We start from the raw sequence: 23085 nt of genomic DNA, 5'->3' as shown, positions 1-23085 counted from the left end.
CCGGCCAATCACATCGGCGTTATTCGACTGATAGCAACGTGTCTCCCGTGGAAAAGTTGCAAACCAGATCAGAAGCCGCACCGCCGGAAATCCCCGGTCTTTCTGACCGGGCCGTCTGTCGAACGCCTCGCCGCCAGCACGCTTCGTCAGCTATATGACTGACCGGAATGGCGAAATTACGATCAACGCTTGCCGAACAGCGCCGAACCCACCCGCACATGGGTGGCGCCCATGGCGATAGCGGTTTCGAAATCTCCGCTCATGCCCATGGAAATTCCGGTGACGCCGGCCGTTCTCGCCAAGGCGGCCAATTGGGCAAAATACGGCCCCGCCGGAACGCCATCGGGCGGAATGCACATCAGTCCAACAATATCGAGGCCGTGCTCGGATCGGCATCGCTCGACAAAGGCGACCGCCTCATCGATCGGAATGCCCGCCTTTTGCGTCTCTCCCCCAATATTGACCTGGACGAAACAGGGAAGACGCTTGCCGGCCCGTTCCATTTCACTCGCCAGCACACCCGCCAGCTTGTCGCGGTCGACGCTCTGGATCACATCGAACAGCGCAACGGCCTCGCGGGCCTTGTTGGTTTGCAGCGGTCCGATCAGGTGCAATTCCAGATCCGGGTAGCGCTCGCGCAGGTCCGGCCATTTGTCCTTGGCTTCCTGAACCCGGTTTTCTCCGAACACTCTTTGCCCCGCCGCAAGGAAAGGCTCGATCTGCCCAGCGTCGAAAGTCTTGGAAACCGCCACCAATTGGACATGGTCCGGCGGCGCGCCAAAGCGGCGGCGTGCTTTTTCAACCCGGCCATTGATGGAGGCGAGCGCTGTTTTCGCCCGCGTGAAACTGTCTGCCTGCTTGTCGGCCATGACACGGCCCCGTTTCTGTTGACCTTGGAGGGGATTTCTGGTGATGGTCCCGGTAGCCAAATACCCCAAAAAACGCAAGCTGTGCCGCTCTTTTGCGCCGCAGCGACGCTAATCTTGCAAGGACGAGAACAGTGAGCGGCGAACGCTACAATCCGCGCGAAAGCGAACCGAAATGGCAGAAGGTGTGGGAAGACGCAAAGAGCTTCGTCACCGCCAATGACGACCCGCGCGAGCCCTACTACGTCCTCGAGATGTTTCCCTACCCGTCCGGCCGCATCCACATGGGCCATGTGCGCAATTACGCCATGGGCGACGTCGTCGCGCGCTATCATCGTGCCCGCGGCAAGAACGTGCTGCATCCCATGGGCTGGGACGCCTTCGGCCTGCCGGCGGAAAATGCCGCTATCGAGCGCAAGACCCACCCGGGAACCTGGACCCACCAGAACATCGAGGCCATGAAGGCCCAGCTCAAGTCGATGGGCCTCTCCATCGACTGGACGCGCGAGATCGCCACCTGCGATCCCTCCTATTACCGCCACCAGCAGGCCATGTTCCTCGACATGCTCGAGGCCGGGCTGATCACCCGCAAGAGCTCCAAGGTCAATTGGGACCCGGTGGACATGACCGTGCTCGCCAATGAGCAGGTCATCGACGGCAAGGGCTGGCGCTCGGGCGCTCCGGTCGAGCAGCGCGAGCTGACGCAGTGGTTCTTCAAGATCTCCGACTATGCCGAAGACCTGCTCGAAGCGCTCGATACGCTGACCGAATGGCCCGAGAAGGTGCGTACCATGCAGCGCAACTGGATCGGCAAGTCCGAAGGCCTGCGCCTGCTGTTCGAACTGGTCCCAAGCGAAAAGACCGATGCGACCAGCATCGACGTCTTCACCACGCGTCCCGACACCATTTTCGGCGCGTCCTTTGTCGGCCTTTCGCCCGACCATCCGCTGACCACGGCGCTGGCTGCGGACAATGCCGGCCTGGCCGAGTTCGTCGCCGAGTGCCATCGCCACGGCACCGCCACCGAAACTCTGGAAAAGGCCGAAAAGCAGGGTTTTGACACGGGCCTGCGGGTAAAGCACCCCGTCATCGAGGGTGAGACGCTGCCCGTCTATGTCGCCAATTTCATCCTCATGGATTACGGCACCGGCGCCATTTTCGGCTGCCCGGCCCATGACCAGCGCGATCTGGATCTGGCCCGTAAATACGGCCTTTCGGTTACGCCCGTCGTGCTGCCGCCAGGCGCGGATGCGCAAACCTTCGAAATCGGCACCGAAGCCTATGTTGACACTGGCAACATCTTCAATTCGGGCTTCCTCGATGGTCTGTCGATCGATGCGGCCAAGCAGAAGATCGGCGAGTTTTTTGGCGCGCGCACGGTCGATGGCAAGGCCCAGGGCCATGTAGAAGTCAATTACCGCCTGCGCGACTGGGGCATTTCCCGCCAGCGCTATTGGGGCTGCCCCATCCCGGTGATCCATTGCGAGGTCTGCGGCACGGTTCCCGTGCCCAAGAAGGACCTGCCCGTCGTCCTGCCGGACGATGTCAGTTTCGACAAACCGGGCAACGCCCTTGACCACCATCCGAGCTGGAAGCACGTCAATTGCCCGCAATGCGGCGGCGCGGCCCGTCGCGAGACGGACACCATGGACACGTTCGTGGACAGCTCCTGGTATTTTGCCCGCTTTACCGCGCCCGATGCCGAGACCCCCACAATCCCCGACGTGGCCAATCGGTGGCTGCCGGTCGATCAGTATATCGGCGGCGTGGAGCATGCGATCCTGCACCTGCTCTACTCGCGCTTCTTCACCCGCGCCATGAAGGCGACGGGCCATGTCGGCATCGACGAGCCCTTCAAGGGTCTCTTCACCCAGGGCATGGTGACCCACGAGACCTACAAGTCCGAGGCGGGCGAATGGGTCAATCCCACCGAAATCGTGGTCGAAAGCGAAGGTGACACCCGCACCGCCCGACACATCCAGACCGGCGCGCCGATCCGGATCGGCTCCGTCGAAAAGATGAGCAAGTCCAAGAAGAACGTCGTCGATCCCGACGAGATCGTCGCCACCTATGGCGCCGATACTGCCCGCTGGTTCATGCTGTCCGACTCCCCTCCCGAGCGGGACGTGCAGTGGACCGAATCGGGCGTCGAGGGTGCAAGCCGCTTCCAGCAGCGTATCTGGCGGCTGGTCCATGACACATTGGACATCGTCAATGCACAGTCTTCCGAGACTGTTGCAGAAAACGACGACAACGAGGCGCTTGCCCTGCGCAAGATCGTCCATCGCTCGGTCCATGGCATCGCACAGGATATTGAAGGGCTGCGCTTCAACCGCGCCGTCGCTCAGATCTATGAACTGAGCAATGCCCTCATCAAGGCCGCGGGCAAGGGAAATGGCCTGGGCGCGGCGCAGAAAACCACCCTTGCGGACGGTGTCGCGAGCCTCATCCAGCTGCTTTCCCCAATGATGCCGCATCTGGCCGAGACCTGCTGGCAGGTCCTGGGCAAATCCGGCCTCGTAGCTGATGCCGCCTGGCCGGACGTCGATCCAGCCATGCTGGTGGACGACGAAGTCACCATGCCGATCCAGATCAACGGCAAGCGCCGGGCCGAAATTTCGGTGCCCAAGGACACGCCTGCGGCCGAAGTCGCGAAGCTGGTCTTGTCACTGGACGAGATTGTCCGCATTCTGGAAGGCAAGGCGCCCAAGAAGATCGTCGTCGTACCGAACAGGATCGTCAATGTCGTTATTTAGGCCCGCTCGCATCGCGCTCATCGCCCTCTCCCTCGCCGGGGGAGTGGCTGTGAGCGCCTGCTCCTTCCAGCCGCTCCACTCGGGTCGGCAGGCGGAAGCAGCGCAGCTGCAGCTGGCCTATGCGGCGCCAAACACGCGCCTCGAGCAGATCGTCTATCAGGAGCTGTCGTTCCGCCTGGGCAAGTCCACACGGCCCGACGCGCCGCTCGTCAATATCTCCGTCAGGCCTGAGGTAAATGCCGCTTTCCTGAGCCAGACGGCGAACCCGAACAAGCTTCATGAAGCTCGGGTCATCGGCGATCTCACCATTACCTACCGCGACCAGAGCGGCCGCGCCCCTGTGCGGCTCACACGCACCGCCACGGCACAATTTAACCGAGATGGGCAGGTCCTGGCCGAGCGCGCTGCAGAGACCGAGGCGCTCGAGCGCGCCGCAAAGGCGCTGGCAGAATCCCTGCGGCTTGCCGTTTACGGTTCACTGGCGCACTGATGACAGCGCTCAAGGCTCATGAGGTCGCGCGATTTCTCGTGCGGCCCGATATCTCCGAGGGTATTTTCCTAGCCTATGGAACCGATGGTGGATTGGTCCGCGAAACGGCGGAGCGCCTGATCCGACAGCTGAGCGGCAATGACCCGGCCTCTGCAAGCCTGACCATTTTCGACGGCCCCGAGCTCGATGCCGAGCCCGGGCGCCTGATGCTGGAGGCGCGGAGCGTTTCCCTCTTTGGCGGCAAGCGTATCATCCGCGTGCGCAATGCCAGCAAGGCGCTGGTGATGCCGCTGACCGAACTCAGGGATGACCCCGGCGGGGCTGCAATCATTCTCGAGGCGGGAAATCTGACGCCACGCGATGCCCTGCGGGCACTGGTGGAATCGGCCAAGCTCGGCCGCGCCCTGCCCTGCTATCCCGATAGCGATGAGACGCTCGCCAATTTGATGCGGGACACGTTCAATCAGCAGGGCATTCGCGCCGACGCCGATGTCATCCCGACACTGCGCGATATTTTGGGCAATGACCGCGAGATAACGCGTCGCGAACTCGAAAAACTGACGCTGTTTGCAGCTGCCAGCAAGAGTCTGACGCGCGAAGACGTGCTGCTCCTATGTGCCGACAATGGCGCCCTGGCCATCGACGCGATCCTCGATTCCTCAGGCGGCGGTCATGCGGAGAAGCTGGAGATGGCCCTTAACCGGGCGTTGGCGGCCTCGGTGAACCCGCAACAATTGCTGGCCATGCTGGCCAATCATTTTGCCAATCTGCGTCGGTGGCGCGTCGAGGTCGATAACGGCAAATCACCGCGAGCCGTGCTCGAAGCGGTAAAGCCTAAGCCGCATTTCTCGAGAATTGGCAATCTGGAGCAGCAATTGCGGCTCTGGTCGGAGCCGGCTTTGGCCAACGCCACCGAGCGACTGCTCAACGCCACCAGCGACAGCCGCCGCAAGCCCGTCCTCGCCGAAACGATCTTGCGCCGGACGACGCTCGCGCTCTGCATGCAGGCCGCTACGCACTAGCCAACGTTTCACGTGAAACGCTGGTTAGTGAACTTGGCCGGTGAGCTTTCCACAAATGTTGTCCAGCTGTTCGAGCGTCTTGTAGCGGATTTCCACCTTGCCACCCTTTTCGGAGTGGTTGAGGGAGACCGATAGCCCTAGCGCATCCGACAGGCGGCGCTCAAGCGCCACTGTGTCAGCGTCCCGAGAAGTCTCTTCCCGCGGCTTGGGGCGAACGGGTTCGCGCTGCTGGCTCAGCGCCTCCGCCTCGCGAACCGATAGTCCACGGTCGATGATCTGGCGAGCCAAATGGCCAGGGTCTTCCGTTGTAATCAGCGTCCGGGCGTGTCCCGCGGACAAAGTGCCGCTTGCCACCATGCTCCGGACATCCTCCGGGAGCTTTAGCAGGCGCAAAGTGTTGGCCACATGCGACCGGCTCTTGCCGATCACCTGGGCGAGATCCTGCTGGGTATAGTCGAACTGCTCGATCAGCTGCCCATAGCCCATGGCTTCTTCGAGTGCATTGAGATCGGCGCGCTGGACGTTCTCGATAATGGCGAGCTCAAGCGCTTCCTTGTCATCGACCTCACGGACGATCACCGGCACATCGTGCAGCCCGGCCATTTGCGAGGCCCGCCAGCGGCGTTCGCCGGCGATCAATTCGAAAATATTCGGGTCATCGGTGGGTCGCACCAGTAGGGGAGACATCACCCCTTTTTCCCGAATGGAGTTCGCCAGCTCTTCGAGCTGCTCGGGGTCAAAGGTTCGCCGCGGATTGGCGCGGTTGGCGATAATGAATTCGACGGGTAGCTTCTTGCTGCCGGATCCCGATTCGGTGACGCGCGCACCCTCGAGGGTGGCCATGTCTCCGATCAGCGCGGCGAGACCACGGCCCAAACGTGTCGGCTTGTCGTTCATCTGGGGGCTCCTACGCTGCGTTTAAGCGCCGCTCGCGGCGGATGACTTCAGTGGCTAGACGCAGATAGGCCTGGCTACCCGCACATTTCAGATCATACAGCAGTGCAGGCTTCCCGTAAGAGGGGGCCTCGCTCAGCCGAACATTCCTAGGAATGACGGTGTCGTAGACAAGATCGCCCATTTCGCTGCGTACGTCATTCAGAACCTGTTCCGAAAGATTGTTGCGCTTGTCGAACATGGTCATCACCACGCCCTGGATAGAGAGGCGTGGATTGAGGGTCGAGCGGATCTGTTCAATCGTTTGAAGCAATTGGCTGAGACCCTCGAGCGCAAAGAACTCGCACTGCAGCGGGACGAGTACTGCGTCGGCGGCCACGAGAGAGTTGATCGTCAAGAGATTGAGCGACGGCGGACAGTCAATGAGGATATAGCTCACCGCCTTCTCATTGATCTGTAACTCACTGATCTGCTTGAAGGCGTCACGCAATTTGAAGGCACGATCGCCATGACCGGCAATCGTCAGCTCAACCCCGAGCAAATCCATGGTTGACGGGACAATGGCGACATTGGGCACGCTGGTCATGATCGCGGCTTCGGCGACGCTGGCCTCCCCCACGAGCACATCATAAGCCGAAATTTCGCGGTCGGTACGCGAAATACCCAGGCCGGTAGAAGCATTGCCTTGCGGATCGAGGTCCACGATCAACACACGTTCGCCAATGGCTGCAAGAGCCGTAGCGAGGTTGATCGCCGTCGTCGTTTTGCCCACGCCGCCTTTTTGATTGGCCAGAGTCAGAATACGAGGTGCCAAAGCAGGCCTCCGCTATTGTCGCCAGAGTACGACAGGGAATCACGACCTAAGAGGAAATGAACCTAACGCTATGATTTTGCAGACAAATTCTGCAGTGTCAGGATCACGCCACCGGGATCGGTATCGCTCTTGTCTATTAACACGTCGTAGTTCCACAGCACACTTGTTTCGCGCAACTCTTCAACATGTTCCCGCCCCTTGTGGAGCACAGCACGGCTACTGGCACCAAAAAAGGGGGCCATCCAGCTGCACAATTGCGGTAGGGCCGCCAAGGCACGTGAGGTAATCACGTCGGGAACTTGTGTTTCACGTGAATCAATCTGGTCGCTGCGCCGGCCGATAACCTCAACATTAAGCCCAAGTTCGCGCGACACCGTCCTCAGGAAGCTCACCTTGCGAGCCGTCGGCTCAATCAAGACGAACCTCCGATCGCTCCCCTTGCAGGCTATAGCCATTGGCAAGGCAGGGAAGCCGCCGCCACTGCCGAAATCCAGGAAATTGCGATCTTCTCCACGCACAAGTTTTAGAGCCTGGAGGCTGTCAACGAAGTGACGCTCCCAGACCTGACCCAGTGTTTCACGTGAAACAAGATTCTGTACGGCCTGCCACTTCCGCAATAGATTGGCATAGGATTCCAGATCTCGCGCCACATCGGCCGCCGGACGCGCGAAATATGCAGCGTAAGGCGCAATCAAATCGATATTGGACATTAACTCGCCCTGCGCAGATCGCCGCGCTTGATGACAGCCAGAAGCAGTGTCAACGCAGCCGGCGTCATCCCATCTAGCGCCTGGGCCTGGGCAATGGTTTGCGGCCTGAACTGCGTCAATTTCTGGCGCATCTCATTGGAGAGCCCATTGATGACATCATAGTCGATGTCATCTGGAATCCGCCTCTGTTCGTCCCGACGCATGCTTTCAATATCGGCCTTCTGGCGATCGAGATAGACGGCGTATTGGGCATCAATCGAAAGCTGGTCAGCTATGTCGGTGTCGATTTTTTCAAGCTGCGGCCACAGCTTGGTCAGCACATCCATGTTCATATCTGGATAGGACAGGAGATCGAAGGCTGTCCGCCGCTTGCCGTCTTCATTGACCATGATGCCAGCCTTGCGCGCTTCGCTGGGAGACGCAACCGCTTCGTGCAAAATTTGGCGGCCGGCTTCGAGGCGCGAGTGCTTCGCGGCAAAATGGGCGTGCCGCTCCTCACCGACAAGGCCGTGCTCGATGCCGAGTGGCGTCAGACGCTGGTCGGCATTGTCTGCTCGCAAGTGAAGACGGAACTCTGCGCGGGAGGTGAACATGCGATAGGGCTCGCTCACGCCACGGGTAACGAGATCATCCACCATCACGCCGAGATAGCTTTCGGTCCGGGAGAGGATCATCGGCGCTGCGCCCTGCCCCGCCAGCGCTGCGTTGGCGCCCGCTAACAAGCCTTGCGCGCCAGCCTCCTCATACCCGGTTGTGCCATTGATCTGGCCGGCAAGGTAGAGGCCCGGGAGCTTTTTCATTTCCAGCGTCGGGCGTAGTTCGCGCGGATCGACATAATCATATTCGATGGCATAGCCATGCTGGATGATGCGAACATTTTCGAGCCCAGGCATGGAGCGCAGGAACTCGTCCTGCACCTCTGCCGGCAGCGAGGTCGACACGCCATTGGGATAAACCGTCTGGTCGTTCAGCCCCTCAGGCTCCAGAAAAATCTGATGACTGTCGCGATCGGCAAAGCGAATGATCTTGTCTTCGATGGACGGGCAGTAGCGCGGACCGCGTGACTGAATGCGCCCGGAGTACATCGCCGATCGATGGACATTCGCGGCAATGATGGCGTGGGTTCCAGCCGTGGTGCGCGTGATGTGGCACGACACTTGCGAGGTCGTGATGGCCTCGGTCAGCATGGAGAACGGCTCGGGGGGCGTATCGCCTGGCTGCTCTTCGAGCACGGAATAATCAATGCTGTCGCGATCGAGCCGCGCAGGTGTCCCGGTTTTCAGACGGCCCAGAGTGAGGCCAAGATTCTCCAGGCGCTTGGACAAACCGAGCACCGGCTTCTCGCCGATCCGCCCTGCCGGATAGCTGTGATCGCCGCTGTGGATCAGGCCGCGCAAGAAGGTCCCGGTGGTCAGAACCACGGCGGTGGTTGAGTAGCGACGGCCATCGAGGAGGACCACGCCGGTGATGTGACCATTGTTCACTTCGAGGTCGTCGACTTCCCCCTCGATGACATCGAGATTTGGCTGTGTCGAAATCGCAGCCTGCATTGCAGCGCGATAGAGCTTGCGATCAGCCTGGGCGCGAGGGCCGCGCACCGCCGGGCCCTTGCGCCGATTGAGCACGCGGAACTGGATGCCGGCCTGGTCGGCGACACGTCCCATCAGGCCATCGAGTGCATCGATCTCGCGGACAAGATGCCCCTTGCCCAGGCCGCCAATGGCCGGGTTGCAGCTCATCTCGCCAATGGTTGAAAATTTGTGGGTGATCAGCGCCGTCGGAACCCCAAGCCGGGCCGACGCCGCTGCGGCTTCACAACCGGCATGTCCGCCGCCAACGACAATGACTGCATAATCGGTCATCTGTGTGTCTTTTCAATTCGATGTTTCACGTGAATCCATCCTCTTCGGCGGATCAGTGTTTCACGTGAATCATTTTCCAATACAGAAACTGGCGAACAGCCGATCAAGCACCTTTTCGGCATCCAGCCGGCCAATCAGTCGTTCAAGACTTGCCGAAGCCTGGCGCAGCGACTCAGCCGCAAGCTCCCAATTGTGCAGCTGATGTTCCGCCTGGAGGACGGCGCTGATCGCGTCTTGCAGGGCAATTCGGTCACGTTCATGGCTGACAAGTGCGGGTTCCCCGCCGGCCAGCTTTTCGCCGATAATACGCAGACGGTCAACCAGACTGTCCAGCCCCTGCCCTGTCTGTGCCGAAAGTTTGATATCGGCAGATGCGGATGGCAGGAGGTCAGTCTTGGTCCCGACGACAAGGATCTGCCCATTGATCAGGGGGCGTTCGACGGGGTCGGCATCCGGAGCTTCGAGCCAAAGCACAATGTCCGCATCCGCTATTTCGCGTTCAGCGCGGCGGATGCCCTCGGCCTCTGCGCGGCTCTCTGTCTCCCGCAGACCGGCCAGATCGAGGAGGACAAAGAGCTGTCCGCCAATATCAAGCGGCACTTCGCGCACATCGCGGGTCGTGCCGGCTTCGTCGGAAACAATGGCCACATCGGAGCGCGACAGGGCATTGATAAGGCTAGACTTGCCGGCATTTGGAGCGCCGGCCAGGGCGACGCGGATCCCTTCGCGGACAATACGGCCGCTATCGATGCGGCCGAGAGCGTCTTGCAGATCCGTCTTGAGCGCTGCGAGTTTGATCTGGAAGTCCGGCGGGAGGTCGTCGGCGACGTCGCCTTCATCCGAAAAATCAAGGCGCGCTTCGATCTCGGCGCGGAGGTCAAGGAGCGCGTTCCGCCAGGCATCGATGTCCTGGGTCAGCCGGCCGTCATAGCGGGCAAGCGCCTGCTGGCGCTGCTTTTCGGTTTCCGCACCGAGGAGATCGCCAAGGCCTTCTACGGCGACGAGGTCCAACTTGCCGTTTTCGAAGGCGCGACGGGTGAACTCGCCCGCTTCAGCGAGCCGCAGGCCCTGCTCTCCAAGAGCGCGGAGGATGGCCTTCACGCCAGCAGGAGAGCCATGGACATGCAGTTCGGCGCAATCCTCGCCGGTAAAGCTCTGTGGTCCGGGAAAGAACGCGACCAGCCCCTGGTCGAGTTGGCGCTGCTGGCCGATGCGGCGGAGCACCATTTTACGCGGTTCCGGCAAAGTGCCGGCCAGAAACGACAGCGCCTCCCGGACCTCTGGGCCCGAGAGGCGGATGATTGCGACGCCGGAGGGAAGACTTCCCGACGACAGCGCCATGATTGTATCGCCGTGCATTGGCTCTTCGGACCTGATCAGAATCAGGTATTCATCGAGTCGAAGAAATCGGAATTGGTCTTGGTCTGGCGGACCTTGTCGACCAGGAATTCCATCGCATCGATCGTGCCCATCGGATTGAGAATGCGGCGCAGCACATACATCTTCTTGAGGATGTCGGCTTCGACCAGCAGTTCTTCCTTGCGGGTGCCTGACTTGGTGATGTCGAGCGCGGGGAAGATGCGCTTGTCCGCCACCTTGCGATCGAGGATGATTTCCGAGTTACCCGTGCCCTTGAATTCTTCAAAGATCACTTCGTCCATGCGGCTGCCGGTATCGATCAGCGCGGTCGAGATGATGGTCAGCGAACCGCCGTCTTCGATATTGCGCGCGGCGCCGAAGAAACGCTTGGGGCGCTGCAGGGCGTTGGCGTCCACACCACCGGTCAGTACCTTGCCGGAGCTTGGAACGACGGTGTTATAGGCGCGGCCGAGACGGGTGATGGAATCGAGGAGGATGACCACGTCGCGCTTGTGCTCGACGAGACGCTTGGCCTTTTCGATGACCATCTCGGCAACCTGCACGTGGCGGCTCGCCGGTTCGTCAAAGGTGGAGGAGATGACTTCGCCGCGCACGGAGCGCTGCATGTCGGTCACTTCTTCCGGACGCTCATCGATCAGGAGCACGATGAGATAGCATTCGGGATGATTGGTCGCGATAGATTGTGCAATATTCTGCAACAATACGGTCTTACCGGTACGCGGAGGCGCAACGATCAGGGCGCGCTGGCCCTTGCCGAGCGGAGCCACCAGATCGAGCAGGCGCGCAGAACGATCGCGCAGTGTCGGATCGGGCATTTCCATCCGCAGCCGCTCTTCGGGATAGAGCGGGGTGAGGTTGTCGAAATTGACCTTGTGGCGAACCGCTTCGGGATCTTCAAAGTTAATGGTGCTGACTTTGAGCAGCGCGAAGTAGCGCTCGCCTTCCTTGGGAGAGCGGATTTCGCCCTCGACCGTATCGCCGGTCCGCAGGCCGAAGCGGCGGATCTGGCTGGGGCTGACATAGATATCGTCCGGCCCTGGAAGGTAGTTCGCGTCGGGAGAGCGCAGGAAGCCAAAGCCATCTGGCAGAACTTCGACCACACCCTCACCAACAATGTTGATGTCCTGAGCTGCCAGTTCCTTGAGGATGGCAAACATCAACTCTTGCTTGCGCATGGTCGAAGCGTTCTCGACTTCGAGTTCTTCGGCGAACGCCAGCAATTCGGCCGGGGATTTGGCCTTGAGCTCGCTGAGCTTGATATTCTGCATGTAGGCGATGGACCCTTGAGGGAAATCGGTAAGGAAGGGACTAGAAAAAGGGGGGATTGCACCGCGCAGCGACAGGGATGGCCGCGCCTAGAAGAGATGCGAGATGCAAATCATGTAACGCTTTCCGCCGTCGGTTTCAAGAAAGAAACCGACGGCGGAAATGGCAGATTCACGTGAAACAGATCAGAACGGCTTCACGATGACCATGATGACGATGCCGATCATCAGGACGGTCGGCACCTCATTGAGCATGCGGAAGTACTTTTCCGGCTTGGTGTTCCGGTCATTGGCGAAATCCTTGAGGTGGCGCGCCAACATGCCGTGGCACCCGCTGAGCAGGATCACGAAAAGCGCCTTGGCCCAGGTCCAGCCCGAGCTCCAGTCGGCGCCACCCAGATGCACAAGGCCAAGCCCGAAGAGCCAGGTCGCGATCATCGCCGGCGTGGTGATGGCGCGGAGCAGGCGACGCTCCATGACCTTGAAGGTTTCAGACTGCACCGAGCCGATCTCGGCCTTGGTGTGATAGACGAACAATCGCGGCAGATAGAGCATGCCCGCCATCCAGGAGATGACGGAAATGACGTGCAGCGCCTTGACCCATTCATACATGGCCGGGCTCCTAACCGTTCTTGACCAGATCGATCAGCCGCTCGACATGGGCGATCGGGGTTTCCGGCACAATGCCGTGCCCGAGATTGAAGATATGCGGGCGATCCGAGAACGCGGCGATGATCTCGCGGGCCCGGCTTTCCATGACCTCGCCACCGATGACGAGGCGCAGCGGATCGAGATTGCCCTGCACGGTCAATTCGGGCGGCAAGGCCGAGCGCACGAAGTCGAGCGGCGTTGCATAGTCGATCCCGAGCACGTTGACGCCGGTTTCCCTGGCGAACCGGGCCAGATTGCCGGCGGCACCACGCGGAAAGCCGATGATCGGCGCGTTGGGAATACGGGCCCGCACGCCATCGACGATGCGCTTATTGGGGCCGATCACCTGGGTCGCGAAGGCATCCTCGTCGAGGTTGAGCGCCCAGCTTTCAAACAATTGCACCACATCGGCGCCTGCTTCGAATTGGGCGACCAGATAGTCGATGCTGGTTTCAACCAGAATATCCATCAGCCGGGCAAAAGCCTCGGGGTGCTCGAGGGCAAAGCGACGGGCAACCCATTGATCGGGAGAGCCGCGCCCGTTCAGCATATAGGTCGCCACCGTCCAGGGAGCGCCACAGAAGCCGATCAGGGTCTTGTTTGCGGGCAGCGCCGCACGCAGCCGACGCACGGTCTCCAGAACCGGCTTCAAATGCTCCCCAGCCCTGGCGGGTTCAAGCCGCTCCACCGCACTCGCCTCGAGGGGCTCGAGCAGCGGGCCTTCACCCACTTCGAAGCGAACCTTCTGTCCCAGCGCATCCGGAATGACCAGAATGTCCGAGAACAGAATGGCTGCGTCGAGGTCGAATCGACGAAGCGGCTGCAGCGTCACTTCGGTTGCCAGCTCGGGTGTGTAGCACAGCTCGAGAAAGCCACCGGCCTTCTGGCGCACTTCGCGGTACTCGGGAAGATAGCGGCCTGCCTGGCGCATGATCCACACAGGGGGGCGGGTCTGCTTGCGTCCCAGCACCGTTTCGAGCATGGGCTTGGGGGTCACCTCGGTCACTCTGCCTACCTTTCAAAAACCCAAAAGAGTCTTTCTAACTTCGTATCTCTATTATTATGGCGGTGTTTTGAGCCAATTCACGGCCCTCCACAATCTCGGCCCTCGGTGACACTTGCGCGCAGGTAATCGTTAACGCCCTATTAACGCCTGTGACAAACGCGCCATTTCCCTGCCCCTTAATGGGAATTAACGAAAGGTTAATTGAGGCTTCGCCGAGTCAAGGGACCAAAATAGATTGCATTTTAACGAGTTGATAACCTCTCATGGGCTATGGCACTTGTCCCCACAGATTCACACAGCGCCATCGCGACGGCTTGCGACGGCGTTTGTGGACTGTTTTGCGGTCAGGTCGAACAAATCCGGCCAAGGCCCAAACTTATGAGTCATTCCCACAATTGGCTCTTGAGATGGGGATGACAGTGTGGAAAAACTCCTCTCATGCTGATCCTTGCTTCAAGCAGTGCAACCCGCAAAGCCTTGCTGGACAAGGCCGGATTGCCTTTCATCGCCCAACCCGCCGCCATCGATGAACGCGCACTGGAAACGGGCGCTTTGGACGCCGGCGGCGATGGTCGGGACGTTGCCCTTCTTCTGGCCCGGCACAAGGCCGAAGCCGTCTCCGCGCTGCACCCCGGAGCTCTCGTGATAGGCGCCGACCAGACCCTGGCCCTCGGTCTCGAGCTGCTTCACAAACCGATCGACCGCCCGGACGCTGAAGCCCAGCTCGATCATCTGCGCGGCAAGACCCACCGTCTTCATGCCGCGGTGACGCTGGTGCGCAATGGCGAATTGATCTGGTCCGATATCCAGACGGCCGAGCTCACCATGCGCGATTTTTCTCCCGAGGAACGCGATATTGTCCTTGATCTCGAAGGCGAGGCTGCGCTCCACTCGGTGGGCGGCTATCGTCTCGAAGGTCCCTCTATCCGGCTCTTCGAAACCGTTGCCGGCGATTATTTCACCATTCTGGGCCTGCCGCTGCTCCCGCTTCTGGCCGCCTTGCGCGATATAGCGCCCGAACTTTTGTCCCCCCAGGCCCGCTCGTGACCATCAAAGCCTTCGTTATCGGGCATCCCATTGCCCATTCCCGCTCGCCCCTTATCCACGGAACCTGGCTGGCCGAGCATGGCATTGACGGCACTTATGAGGCCATCGATGTCGCTCCCGCCGATCTGCCGACCTTTTTCGAGCGTCTGCGCAGCGGCGAATTTTCTGGCGGCAATGTCACCATCCCGCACAAGGAAGCGGTCTTTGCGCTCTGCGACGCGGTCGATCCGCTGGCGCGAACCATCGGCGCGGTCAACACGCTGGTGGTGCGCGACGGCAAGGTCTTCGGCAGAAATACCGATTATCTCGGCTTTTTGGGCAATCTCGATGCCGCGGCACCAGGCTGGTCCGATGGCCCCAACGACGCCGTGGTGATCGGGGCCGGTGGAGCGGCACGCGCCGTGCTGGTGGCGCTGCGCCGTCGCAATGGCGGCAAGGTGCATGTGCTCAATCGCACCCTCGCCAATGCCCAGGCCCTGGTCGAAGAGATCGAGGGCCCTTTCGAGGCGCATGGTTTTGATGATTTCGCCGGATTGGCTGCCCATACCGGGCTCGTGGTCAACACCAGCGCGATCGGCATGCACGGCACGCGCTTTGATTGGCTCGACATGGGCCTTCTGCCCAAGAGCTGCCTCGTCACCGACATCGTCTATACGCCCCTGATTACCCCGCTGCTGGCCGATGCAAGGGCGCATGGCCTGCAGACTGTCGACGGGCTTGGCATGTTGCTGCATCAGGCCGTGCCCGGTTTCGCCGCCTGGTTCGGTGTCGAGCCCCAGGTGACTCCGAATTTGCGGGCGCGCGTCGAAGCCACGCTGGATCATTGAGCATGTGGCGGATCGGCATAACCGGCTCGATCGCCACGGGAAAATCCACTCTTCTCGCGGCGTTTGAAAAGGCCGGGGTTCCTGTCTTTTCGGCCGATACGGCCGTGGCCGAGCTTTATGCCGGGGATGCAATCGCCCCCGTGGAAGCCCTGTTTCCCGGCGTCACCCAGAACGGCGTCATCGATCGCCAGCGTCTCGCTGCACGGCTTGCCGCCGATCCCTCCGGTTTCAAGCGCCTCGAAGCGGTGGTGCATCCGCTGGTGCGCGCCGCGATTGCAGATTTTCTCGCCGCTGCCGAGCGCCGGGGCGAAAAGATGGCTGCAGTCGAAGTGCCGCTGCTCTTCGAAAGCGGCCATGATTATGGCTTTGACGCCATTGCCATCACCCATGTCGATGAGGCCATCCAGCGGGAGCGCGCCCTGGCGCGGCCGGGCATGACCGTGGAAAAGCTCGACACCATCCTTGCCCGGCAGATGCCGCAGGCCGAAAAGAAGGCTCGCGCCGATTATCTTTTCGACACAGCCCTGCCCCGCGAGACCATCGACGCAGAGGTCAGGGCTTTGGTCGAGACGCTGAAAGAAAAGACCAGGCCATGATCCGGGAAATCGTCCTCGATACCGAAACCACCGGCCTTTCCCCAAACGACGGCGATCGCCTCGTTGAAATCGGCTGCGTCGAGCTGATCAACCACATTCCGTCGGGCAAGACGCACCACGTCTATATCAATCCCGAACGCTCCATGCCCGAAGAGGCGTTTCGCGTGCACGGGCTCAGCGACGAGTTCCTCAAGGACAAGCCGCTGTTCAACGCTGTGGTCGACGATTTCCTGGCCTTTATCGGAGATGGCACGCTCGTCATCCACAACGCGCCCTTCGACATGGGCTTTCTCAATGCCGAACTGCAAAAGGCCGGTCGGGAGCGGCTGACCAACGAGGTCATCGACACCGTCATGGTGGCGCGCAAGAAGCACCCCGGCGCCCGCGTCAGCCTCGATGCGCTCTGCAAGCACTATGGCATCGACAATTCCCGCCGCACGCTGCACGGCGCGCTGCTCGACAGCGAGATCCTCGCCGAGGTCTATCTCGAGCTGATCGGTGGCAAGCAGGTGAGCCTGGCCCTCATCGCCGATGCGGGCAATGAGGGCGCCGACGCCCTCCTGCAGCGCGTTCCGGCCCGGCCGCGTCCGGTGCCCCTGCCCTCCCGCGTCACCGCGGCCGAGGCAGAAGCCCATTTTGCCTTCCTCGCCAAGATGGGCGACAGCGCCATCTGGACCCAATATGACGAGCGCCCCGCCGCCGAGTGATTTCTTGCGCGTCGGTTTGTCGCCGGCTATGGACGCGACTGACAAAAAAAGCCCCGGTCTCCCGGGGCTTTTCTGTTTTGGCAAAACCAAAAAAAATCAGTTCGGCTTGTCGGTCGGCACCGGTGCGGCGCCACCATCGGCCTGCTGCTTGGCCGCAAGCGCGGCAAGGTTCTGGCGGTAGATGGCGAGGAAGTCGACCGGCTCCATCATCAGTGGCGGGAAGCCGCCCTGCTGGGTCACGCTGGCGAGAACCTGGCGAGCAAACGGGAAGATCAGGCGCGGGCATTCCACCATCAGCAGCATGCTGATCTGGTTTTCCGGGATGTTCTTCATGCGGAACACGCCGCCATAAACCAGCTCGACGTTGAACAGCAGCGTTTCTTCGCGCTTGGCCTGGGCCTTGAGGTTCAACTCGACGGCATAGAGATCGTCGGCCTGTTTCTTGACGCCCACCGAAATGGAAACGTTGAAGGCCGGATTGCCGCCACCGGCCATGATCGAACCCGGTGCGCCTGGGTTCTCGAACGAAAGGTCGCGCACATACTGGCCCACCAGGTTCATGCTGGGTGCATTGCCGGGCTGCGGCGCGGCGGCGCCCAGGGTTTCATCAGCCATTATCAGGTCCTCGTTATTTCCGAAAAGCGGATTATTCTTGCCGCGCTGGCTAGCATTTTTGCCCCTTGGCGACAAGCAAAGAGCGGCCCGTCAGGGTTTGCGTTGCCAGTCATCATCATCGAGATCGATGGTTGGCGGCCCCGAGAGCGGGGTGGGATCATTATCGTCGGCAGTGTCATATCGGCGATAGCTTGTCGTCGTGGTGGTGACCACCATGCCGGCGGTCAATCTCTCATAGAGCCAGGACCGCACGGCCGGGATCAGCAGCACCAGCGCAATGATATCGCCGAGGAATCCCGGGATGATCAGCAACAGTGCCGCGACGCCCAGCACCATGCCGTCGAACAAGGTCTGACCCGGCAGGGTGCCCGAATTCATGTTGGTGCGCATGCGGTTGAGCACGCTCAACCCTTGCTGGCGCAGCAATAGCCCGCCCAGGATTGCCGCCAGAACGATCAGCGCCAAGGTCGGCAGCACGCCGATCGCCCGGCCGACGACGATGAACATGGCGATCTCGAGCAGGGGCAGCGCGAGGAGAGCGATGGGAATGAAACGGGCCACCCGGGTCATCCTTTGTTAGCGTTGAAGGCGCAGCAAAAACGGAACTCGCCCCATAGTGAACTGGTTTTGGGCTAAAGCTTTGCTTATATAGGGTCCAGCATGGCGCTTCGCGAGCGCCGAAATCCGACTTTTTCGACGTCTCCAGGCTTTAGGTGCATCATTTCATGGACGATTTTCTCGATCTGCCCACTCTTATCGCCATTGTGGTAGCCGTCTTCGTTCTGTTCCGCCTGCGGTCGGTCCTGGGGACACGCACTGGCAATGAACGTCCGCCGATCGATCGCAGCCGCTCCACCCCGACCGAAAAGAAGGCCGCTGTCGGCGACGACAATGTGGTGCCCCTGCCACGCACTGCGCGTGCCCCCGATCTCGATGACGAACGGCGCGCCCGCAAGCTCGAGGCCGAGATCGAACAGGCCGCGCATGGCGACGATGTTCTCGCCGCAGGCCTGCGCAGCGTCAACGAAGCCGATCCAGGCTTCACGCCCAAATCCTTCCTCGAAGGCGCCAAGCAGGCCTATGAGATGATTGTCACCGGCTTTGCGCAAGGCGACCGGCAGACCCTCAAGAACCTGCTCGAAAAAGATGTCTTCGAAAGCTTTGCCCGCGCCATCACCGAACGCGAGTCAGCCGGCCACACCAATGACTTCACCTTTGTGGGTCTGCCCAAGGTCGAAATCTCCCAGGCCGAATATGACAAGAAGAATGTCCTCGTGACCGTGCGCTTCCACGCCGAGGTGGTTTCGGCCATCCGCGACCGCGAGGGCAATCTGGTGGAAGGCAATGCCGATCAGGTCCAGACTATCGCCGACGAATGGACTTTTGCGCGCAGCCCCAAATCGCGCGACCCCAATTGGAAAGTCATCGCGACGAGCCAGCTCGACTAAGACCTATCCGGCAGGCCGTCTTCCATGTCCAAGCGCAACCCGAAGCGCCTGCCGCACGATTTTCACCTCTGGACCACGGTGGCTGCCACCGTGGATCCCTTGCGGCGCAAAGGCCTGCTCAAGCATGGCCTCGGCACCCTCCCCGTGCCGGACCCGGAACCTCAGCTTCCCGAAATCAAGGCGCCGCCCAAAAAGCTGGCCCCGCGAAAACCCTTCCTTGCCCCCTACCAGGCGCCGCGCCAGCCTTCGGCGCTGCCCGATAAGGCTGTCGACCCCGCCATTCACAAAAAGGTCCGCCGCGGCAAGATCGAGATCGACGGCACCATCGATCTGCATGGCATGACCCAGGCCGAAGCGCGCCAAACCCTCCATCGTTACATTTCCGCGCGCTTTGCCCGCGGTGACCGGACCATTCTGGTCATTACCGGCAAGGGCGTCCGGAGCGACAATGACTATGTCATGGCCATGACCGAGCGGGGAATCCTGCGCACCATGCTGCCGATCTGGCTCAACGAGCCGGGGCTTTCGCCGATGATTTCCGGCTGGAGCGTGGCCGCCCGCGGCCATGGCGGGGATGGCGCCTGGTATGTGCGGCTGAGGCGATCATGACCCCGCTCGGCGCAAAATTGCGGGCCATGCGCGAAGCCCGCGGCATTTCATTGAAGGAAATGGCGGCGGCGCTCAACGTGTCGAGCGCCTATCTTTCCGCGCTCGAGCATGGCCGGCGCGGCGTGCCGACCTCGTTCCTGCTCCACCGCATCATCGCCTTCTTCAACGTCATCTGGGATGAGGCGGAAGAATTGCAGCGGCTCTCCGAGATTTCCGACCCCAAGGTGACCATCGACACCGGCGGCATGACCCCGGAAGCCACCGAATTCACCAATCGCCTGCGCGACAATATCGACCGGCTGGATCCCGAAGATATCAAATTTCTGCGCGATGAACTGGTGAAGCGCTCTGGCCGGAAGCGCGTCTGAGGAGTGCTGGAAAACCACCCCCTGAAGGCGTATTTTCGTCTTCAGCAGGAGGAGGTTTTCATGCACACATTGAGTGTCGCGGCCATCCTTGCCGCGCTGACCCTGCCCACCCTGTCTGCCGACCTGACCCCGTCAGCTATCCGCTCGCTTCTCGAGGATGAGGATGCCGGAATGCTGCTGGAAGGGCTCGACGACAGTTCCTGGGCCGCATTTCTTGGCCATGTCGAGGCAGGCCATCGGGGCTGGATGGATCTGGTGCCCGAATTGGCACCGGCCAGTGCTGGCCCCATGGCGGTGGGGCTCGCTTCTGCCCTCTCCCGGGCCCTGACGGAAAACCCGGCCGGCGTGTTGAGCGTCATGGCCGCCGCCAACTACAAAGCCGGCGATATCTGCGGGCCCGTTCATACCGATCTATCGACCAGGCAGAACGTCCGCTTCATCGACGCGGCGCTGGTGAAAGTCGCTGCGGTGCTCGAACCCGATCTCTTCGAGCTGCGCAATGCGTGCCTTTTCGCCCTGGGCCGGGCGAGGATCACAGTGCTGACCGAAGCGGACTTTCCATAAGCTGCCGGGCGGAGCGCCCGGCAGGTCAAGCATGGTGCCTCAGAGAACGAACTTGGAAAGGTCCGTGTCCCCGGCGAGGACGCCTACCTTTTCACGGACGAAGGCGGCGTCGATATCCACCGTCTGGCCGGCGCGATCGGGTGCGTCGAAAGAAATTTCCTCCACCAGCCGCTCCATCACCGTCTGGAGGCGCCTCGCCCCGATATTTTCCACCGAGGAGTTCACCTTGACGGCGGCATCGGCAATCGCCTCGATGGCGTCGGAGGTGAAGGTCAATGTAACCCCTTCGGTGCCCATCAGCGCCACATATTGGCGCACCAGGCTGGCCTCGGTGTCGTTGAGGATGCGGATGAAATCCTCGCGCGTGAGCGCCTTCAGTTCCACCCGGATCGGCAGGCGCCCCTGAAGCTCGGGCAGTAGATCGCTCGGCTTGGACACATGGAAAGCACCGGAGGCGATGAACAGAATATGGTCGGTCTTGACCGGTCCATATTTGGTGGCAACGGTCGTGCCTTCGATCAGCGGCAGGAGATCCCGCTGCACGCCTTCGCGCGAAGGGCCACCGGAGACGCCGCCCTCGCGGGCCGCGACCTTGTCGATCTCGTCGATAAAGACGATGCCGTGGTTTTCCACGAGCTCGATGGCTTCGGTCTTGAGCTGATCCTGGTCGAGCAGCTTGTCCGCCTCTTCGGCGATCAGCGGCTCATAGGCATCCTTGACCTTGACCTTGCGCTTGACCCCGCGGCCGCCCATGGCCTGCTTGAACATGTCGGACAAATTGATCATGCCGATGCCGCCATTGGGCATGCCCGGCATTTCGAAGCCGCCCGTATTCGCGGCGGGCTGCATTTCGATCTCGATTTCCTTGTCGTCGAGCTCGTTGGCGCGCAGCTTGTTGCGGAAACTGTCGCGCGTCGAGGGCGTGGCGGAAGTGCCGACCAGGGCGTCGAGCACGCGCTCCTCGGCATTGTGGTGGGCCTGGGCCTGCACGTCGCGGCGGCGCTTGTCCCTGAGGACAGTGATACCCGCTTCGACGAGGTCGCGAATGATCTGCTCGACGTCGCGGCCGACATAGCCGACTTCGGTGAATTTGGTGGCTTCCACCTTGACGAACGGCGCCTGGGCCAGGCGCGCGAGGCGCCGGGAAATCTCGGTCTTGCCGACACCGGTCGGCCCGATCATCAGGATATTTTTCGGCGTCACCTCGCGCCGCAGCTCGGGGGGAAGCTGCTGGCGGCGCCAGCGATTGCGCAGGGCAACGGCCACGGCGCGCTTGGCGTCCTGCTGGCCAACAATATTGCGGTCGAGTTCGGAAACGATCTCACGCGGCGAAAAATTGGTTTCAGACATTGCTGTTACTTTCCAGGGTGCCTTGCTGTTGAACCGCATCGCGATCCAGGAAGCGCACCATCATGTGTTCGTCGATAAATCGACCGTTCACGAAGAGATATCGCGGCTCGGTGCCGTAGACGCTGAAGCCGAGCCGCTCATAGAGTTTGATCGCCGGCACGTTTTCTGCCCACACTCCCAGATGCACCTGCAGCACATGGCGTCGGGCATACTCGATCAGATGTTCGCAAAGCGCCTTGGAGAGGCCCGTGCCCCGATGGTCCGGCGCCACATAGACCTGAACCATCCAGCCGCGATGCCGCTCCTTAAGGCCGTCATTGCGAACGAAAGCGTTCATGCCGACCAGTTCGCCATCCGCGGTTTCGGCGCCGAAGACGGCAAGGTTTTCCAGCATCTGCCGGATCTCGTCGTCACTGCGCTGGGCAAAGCCCTCGGCACTGGTGAGGAAGGCCTCGGGATGGTTGGTAAGCGCCTCGAGCCGGAGCGCCCGATAGGCCTCCAGATCCTCTGGACCAAGCCTGCGGATGGAATAGCTCAATTGCCCAGCTCGATGGTTTCGACGCTGACATTGCCATTGGTGTAGACGCAGATTTCCTCGGCGATCTTCATGGCGCGGCGGGCAATATCCTCGGCATCGAGATCGGTGGCCTGATGCAGGGCCAGCGCCGCCGAATGCGCATAATTGCCGCCCGAGCCGATGGCGATGACGCCATGATCGGGAGTCAACACGTCGCCATTGCCGGTCAGGACCAGCGTATCGGTCTTGTCGGCCACGATCATCATGGCTTCGAGTTTGCGGAGATATCGGTCGGTTCGCCAGTCCTTGGCCAGTTCGACCGCTGCGCGCATCAACTGGTTGGGATATTGAACAAGCTTGGCTTCAAGCCGTTCGAACAGGGTAAAGGCATCGGCGGTGGACCCGGCAAAACCGCCGATCACCTTGCCGTCGGCCAGCCGGCGAACCTTCTTGGCGCCGTGCTTCATCACGGTCTGGCCCATCGATACCTGGCCGTCGCCGGCGATCACGACCTTGTTGCCCTTGCGCACGGAGACGATCGTTGTCCCGTGCCATCCGGGAAATGCGCTGTCACTCATTGGGGGAAATAACTCCAAACTGTTGAGTGATATTTAGGGGGCGAAGCCGGGATTGCAACACATGTAAGAAAACGCCGGCCGGCACGAAGCCGGCTTGGCCTCCGCTTACCCGATCTTCACGGAAGAGTGCCTATCTGCTAGGA

25 protein-coding genes are annotated in these 23085 nt (G+C 61.1%); 11 read left to right on the top strand and 14 right to left on the bottom strand.

Annotation, left to right across the window (positions count from 1 at the left end):
* Positions 1-182: 182 nt before the first annotated feature.
* Positions 183-869 carry a YggS family pyridoxal phosphate-dependent enzyme gene (locus tag N0P34_RS01050; protein ID WP_275605177.1) on the bottom strand — a complete coding sequence of 229 codons (687 nt, stop codon included), beginning with the start codon at positions 867-869 and terminating at the stop codon, positions 183-185.
* A gap of 131 nt (positions 870-1000) precedes the next feature.
* On the opposite strand from N0P34_RS01050, the gene leuS reads away from it, so the two are divergent.
* From leuS to holA, 3 genes are read left to right on the top strand one after another with little or no spacing between them, the layout of a single operon-like run.
* Complete coding sequence (gene leuS / locus N0P34_RS01045; RefSeq protein ID WP_275605176.1) at positions 1001-3622, top strand: leucine--tRNA ligase; 2622 nt, start codon at positions 1001-1003, stop codon at positions 3620-3622.
* The gene (lptE, locus tag N0P34_RS01040; protein ID WP_275605175.1) at positions 3609-4112 is read left to right on the top strand and encodes an LPS assembly lipoprotein LptE; all 504 of its coding nucleotides are present in this window, start codon (positions 3609-3611) and stop codon (positions 4110-4112) included. Before leuS ends, lptE begins: the two co-directional genes overlap by 14 nt.
* Entirely contained in the window at positions 4112-5134 is a 1023-nt protein-coding gene (gene holA, locus N0P34_RS01035; RefSeq protein ID WP_275605174.1) for a DNA polymerase III subunit delta, read from the top strand. The genes lptE and holA overlap by 1 nt, the downstream gene beginning before the upstream one ends.
* A 24-nt stretch (positions 5135-5158) precedes the next feature.
* Here the strand turns inward: holA and N0P34_RS01030 are convergent, their stop codons facing one another.
* From N0P34_RS01030 to hemE, 8 genes are all read right to left on the bottom strand, one after another.
* Positions 5159-6031 (bottom strand): ParB/RepB/Spo0J family partition protein, encoded by an 873-nt coding sequence (locus tag N0P34_RS01030; protein WP_275605173.1) that lies wholly within the window; start codon positions 6029-6031, stop codon positions 5159-5161.
* Positions 6032-6041: 10 nt separating this feature from the next.
* Positions 6042-6842: a ParA family protein gene (locus N0P34_RS01025; RefSeq protein WP_275605172.1), complete on the bottom strand. Its 801-nt coding sequence runs from the start codon at positions 6840-6842 to the stop codon at positions 6042-6044.
* A 68-nt stretch (positions 6843-6910) separates the two neighbouring features.
* Complete coding sequence (rsmG, locus tag N0P34_RS01020; RefSeq protein WP_275605171.1) at positions 6911-7552, bottom strand: 16S rRNA (guanine(527)-N(7))-methyltransferase RsmG; 642 nt, start codon at positions 7550-7552, stop codon at positions 6911-6913.
* Positions 7552-9414: a tRNA uridine-5-carboxymethylaminomethyl(34) synthesis enzyme MnmG gene (gene mnmG / locus N0P34_RS01015; RefSeq protein ID WP_275605170.1), complete on the bottom strand. Its 1863-nt coding sequence runs from the start codon at positions 9412-9414 to the stop codon at positions 7552-7554. Before mnmG ends, rsmG begins: the two co-directional genes overlap by 1 nt.
* A 69-nt stretch (positions 9415-9483) precedes the next feature.
* Positions 9484-10773, bottom strand: coding sequence for a tRNA uridine-5-carboxymethylaminomethyl(34) synthesis GTPase MnmE (gene mnmE, locus N0P34_RS01010; RefSeq protein ID WP_275605169.1), 1290 nt, complete (start codon positions 10771-10773; stop codon positions 9484-9486).
* A gap of 23 nt (positions 10774-10796) precedes the next feature.
* Positions 10797-12062 carry a transcription termination factor Rho gene (gene rho, locus N0P34_RS01005; RefSeq protein ID WP_275605168.1) on the bottom strand — a complete coding sequence of 422 codons (1266 nt, stop codon included), beginning with the start codon at positions 12060-12062 and terminating at the stop codon, positions 10797-10799.
* Between the two features lie 183 nt (positions 12063-12245).
* Positions 12246-12671 carry a protoporphyrinogen oxidase HemJ gene (hemJ, locus tag N0P34_RS01000; RefSeq protein WP_275605167.1) on the bottom strand — a complete coding sequence of 142 codons (426 nt, stop codon included), beginning with the start codon at positions 12669-12671 and terminating at the stop codon, positions 12246-12248.
* A 10-nt stretch (positions 12672-12681) separates the two neighbouring features.
* Complete coding sequence (hemE, locus tag N0P34_RS00995) at positions 12682-13692, bottom strand: uroporphyrinogen decarboxylase (RefSeq protein WP_275607048.1); 1011 nt, start codon at positions 13690-13692, stop codon at positions 12682-12684.
* Positions 13693-14154: 462 nt separating this feature from the next.
* On the opposite strand from hemE, the gene N0P34_RS00990 reads away from it, so the two are divergent.
* Genes N0P34_RS00990 through dnaQ form a run of 4 tightly spaced genes read left to right on the top strand, consistent with a single transcriptional unit; the run spans position 14155 to position 16893 of the window.
* Complete coding sequence (locus tag N0P34_RS00990; protein ID WP_275605166.1) at positions 14155-14763, top strand: Maf family protein; 609 nt, start codon at positions 14155-14157, stop codon at positions 14761-14763.
* Positions 14760-15590: a shikimate dehydrogenase gene (locus N0P34_RS00985; protein ID WP_275605165.1), complete on the top strand. Its 831-nt coding sequence runs from the start codon at positions 14760-14762 to the stop codon at positions 15588-15590. The genes N0P34_RS00990 and N0P34_RS00985 overlap by 4 nt, the downstream gene beginning before the upstream one ends.
* A 2-nt stretch (positions 15591-15592) precedes the next feature.
* Entirely contained in the window at positions 15593-16186 is a 594-nt protein-coding gene (coaE, locus tag N0P34_RS00980; RefSeq protein ID WP_275605164.1) for a dephospho-CoA kinase, read from the top strand.
* Positions 16186-16893, top strand: coding sequence for a DNA polymerase III subunit epsilon (dnaQ, locus tag N0P34_RS00975; protein WP_275607047.1), 708 nt, complete (start codon positions 16186-16188; stop codon positions 16891-16893). Before coaE ends, dnaQ begins: the two co-directional genes overlap by 1 nt.
* A gap of 96 nt (positions 16894-16989) precedes the next feature.
* On the opposite strand, the gene secB is transcribed toward dnaQ, so the two are convergent.
* A complete protein-coding gene (gene secB / locus N0P34_RS00970; protein WP_275605163.1) occupies positions 16990-17508 on the bottom strand; it encodes a protein-export chaperone SecB in 519 nt (172 codons plus the stop codon).
* 90 nt (positions 17509-17598) lie between these two features.
* Positions 17599-18069, bottom strand: a complete 471-nt coding sequence (locus N0P34_RS00965; protein ID WP_275605162.1) for an FxsA family protein — start codon at positions 18067-18069, stop codon at positions 17599-17601.
* A 164-nt stretch (positions 18070-18233) separates the two neighbouring features.
* Here N0P34_RS00965 and N0P34_RS00960 point away from each other — a divergent pair, with 164 nt between their 5' ends.
* The 4 genes from N0P34_RS00960 to N0P34_RS00945 are packed head-to-tail and all read left to right on the top strand — an operon-like array spanning position 18234 to position 20497.
* Positions 18234-18956 carry a Tim44/TimA family putative adaptor protein gene (locus N0P34_RS00960; protein WP_275605161.1) on the top strand — a complete coding sequence of 241 codons (723 nt, stop codon included), beginning with the start codon at positions 18234-18236 and terminating at the stop codon, positions 18954-18956.
* A 24-nt stretch (positions 18957-18980) separates the two neighbouring features.
* Positions 18981-19565 carry a Smr/MutS family protein gene (locus N0P34_RS00955; protein ID WP_275605160.1) on the top strand — a complete coding sequence of 195 codons (585 nt, stop codon included), beginning with the start codon at positions 18981-18983 and terminating at the stop codon, positions 19563-19565.
* A complete protein-coding gene (locus N0P34_RS00950; protein WP_275605159.1) occupies positions 19562-19933 on the top strand; it encodes a helix-turn-helix transcriptional regulator in 372 nt (123 codons plus the stop codon). The genes N0P34_RS00955 and N0P34_RS00950 overlap by 4 nt, the downstream gene beginning before the upstream one ends.
* A gap of 60 nt (positions 19934-19993) precedes the next feature.
* A complete protein-coding gene (locus tag N0P34_RS00945) occupies positions 19994-20497 on the top strand; it encodes a hypothetical protein (RefSeq protein ID WP_275605158.1) in 504 nt (167 codons plus the stop codon).
* A gap of 39 nt (positions 20498-20536) precedes the next feature.
* Here the strand turns inward: N0P34_RS00945 and hslU are convergent, their stop codons facing one another.
* The 3 genes from hslU to hslV are packed head-to-tail and all read right to left on the bottom strand — an operon-like array spanning position 20537 to position 22942.
* Positions 20537-21847, bottom strand: coding sequence for an ATP-dependent protease ATPase subunit HslU (hslU, locus tag N0P34_RS00940; RefSeq protein WP_275605157.1), 1311 nt, complete (start codon positions 21845-21847; stop codon positions 20537-20539).
* Positions 21840-22385, bottom strand: coding sequence for a GNAT family N-acetyltransferase (locus N0P34_RS00935; protein ID WP_275605156.1), 546 nt, complete (start codon positions 22383-22385; stop codon positions 21840-21842). The genes hslU and N0P34_RS00935 overlap by 8 nt, the downstream gene beginning before the upstream one ends.
* The gene (gene hslV / locus N0P34_RS00930) at positions 22382-22942 is read right to left on the bottom strand and encodes an ATP-dependent protease subunit HslV (RefSeq protein ID WP_275605155.1); all 561 of its coding nucleotides are present in this window, start codon (positions 22940-22942) and stop codon (positions 22382-22384) included. Before hslV ends, N0P34_RS00935 begins: the two co-directional genes overlap by 4 nt.
* Positions 22943-23085 lie beyond the last annotated feature (143 nt).

Source organism: Devosia sp. FJ2-5-3 (assembly GCF_029201545.1).
Lineage (GTDB): Bacteria > Pseudomonadota > Alphaproteobacteria > Rhizobiales > Devosiaceae > Devosia.
This window is presented reverse-complemented; position numbering and strand designations above follow the sequence as displayed.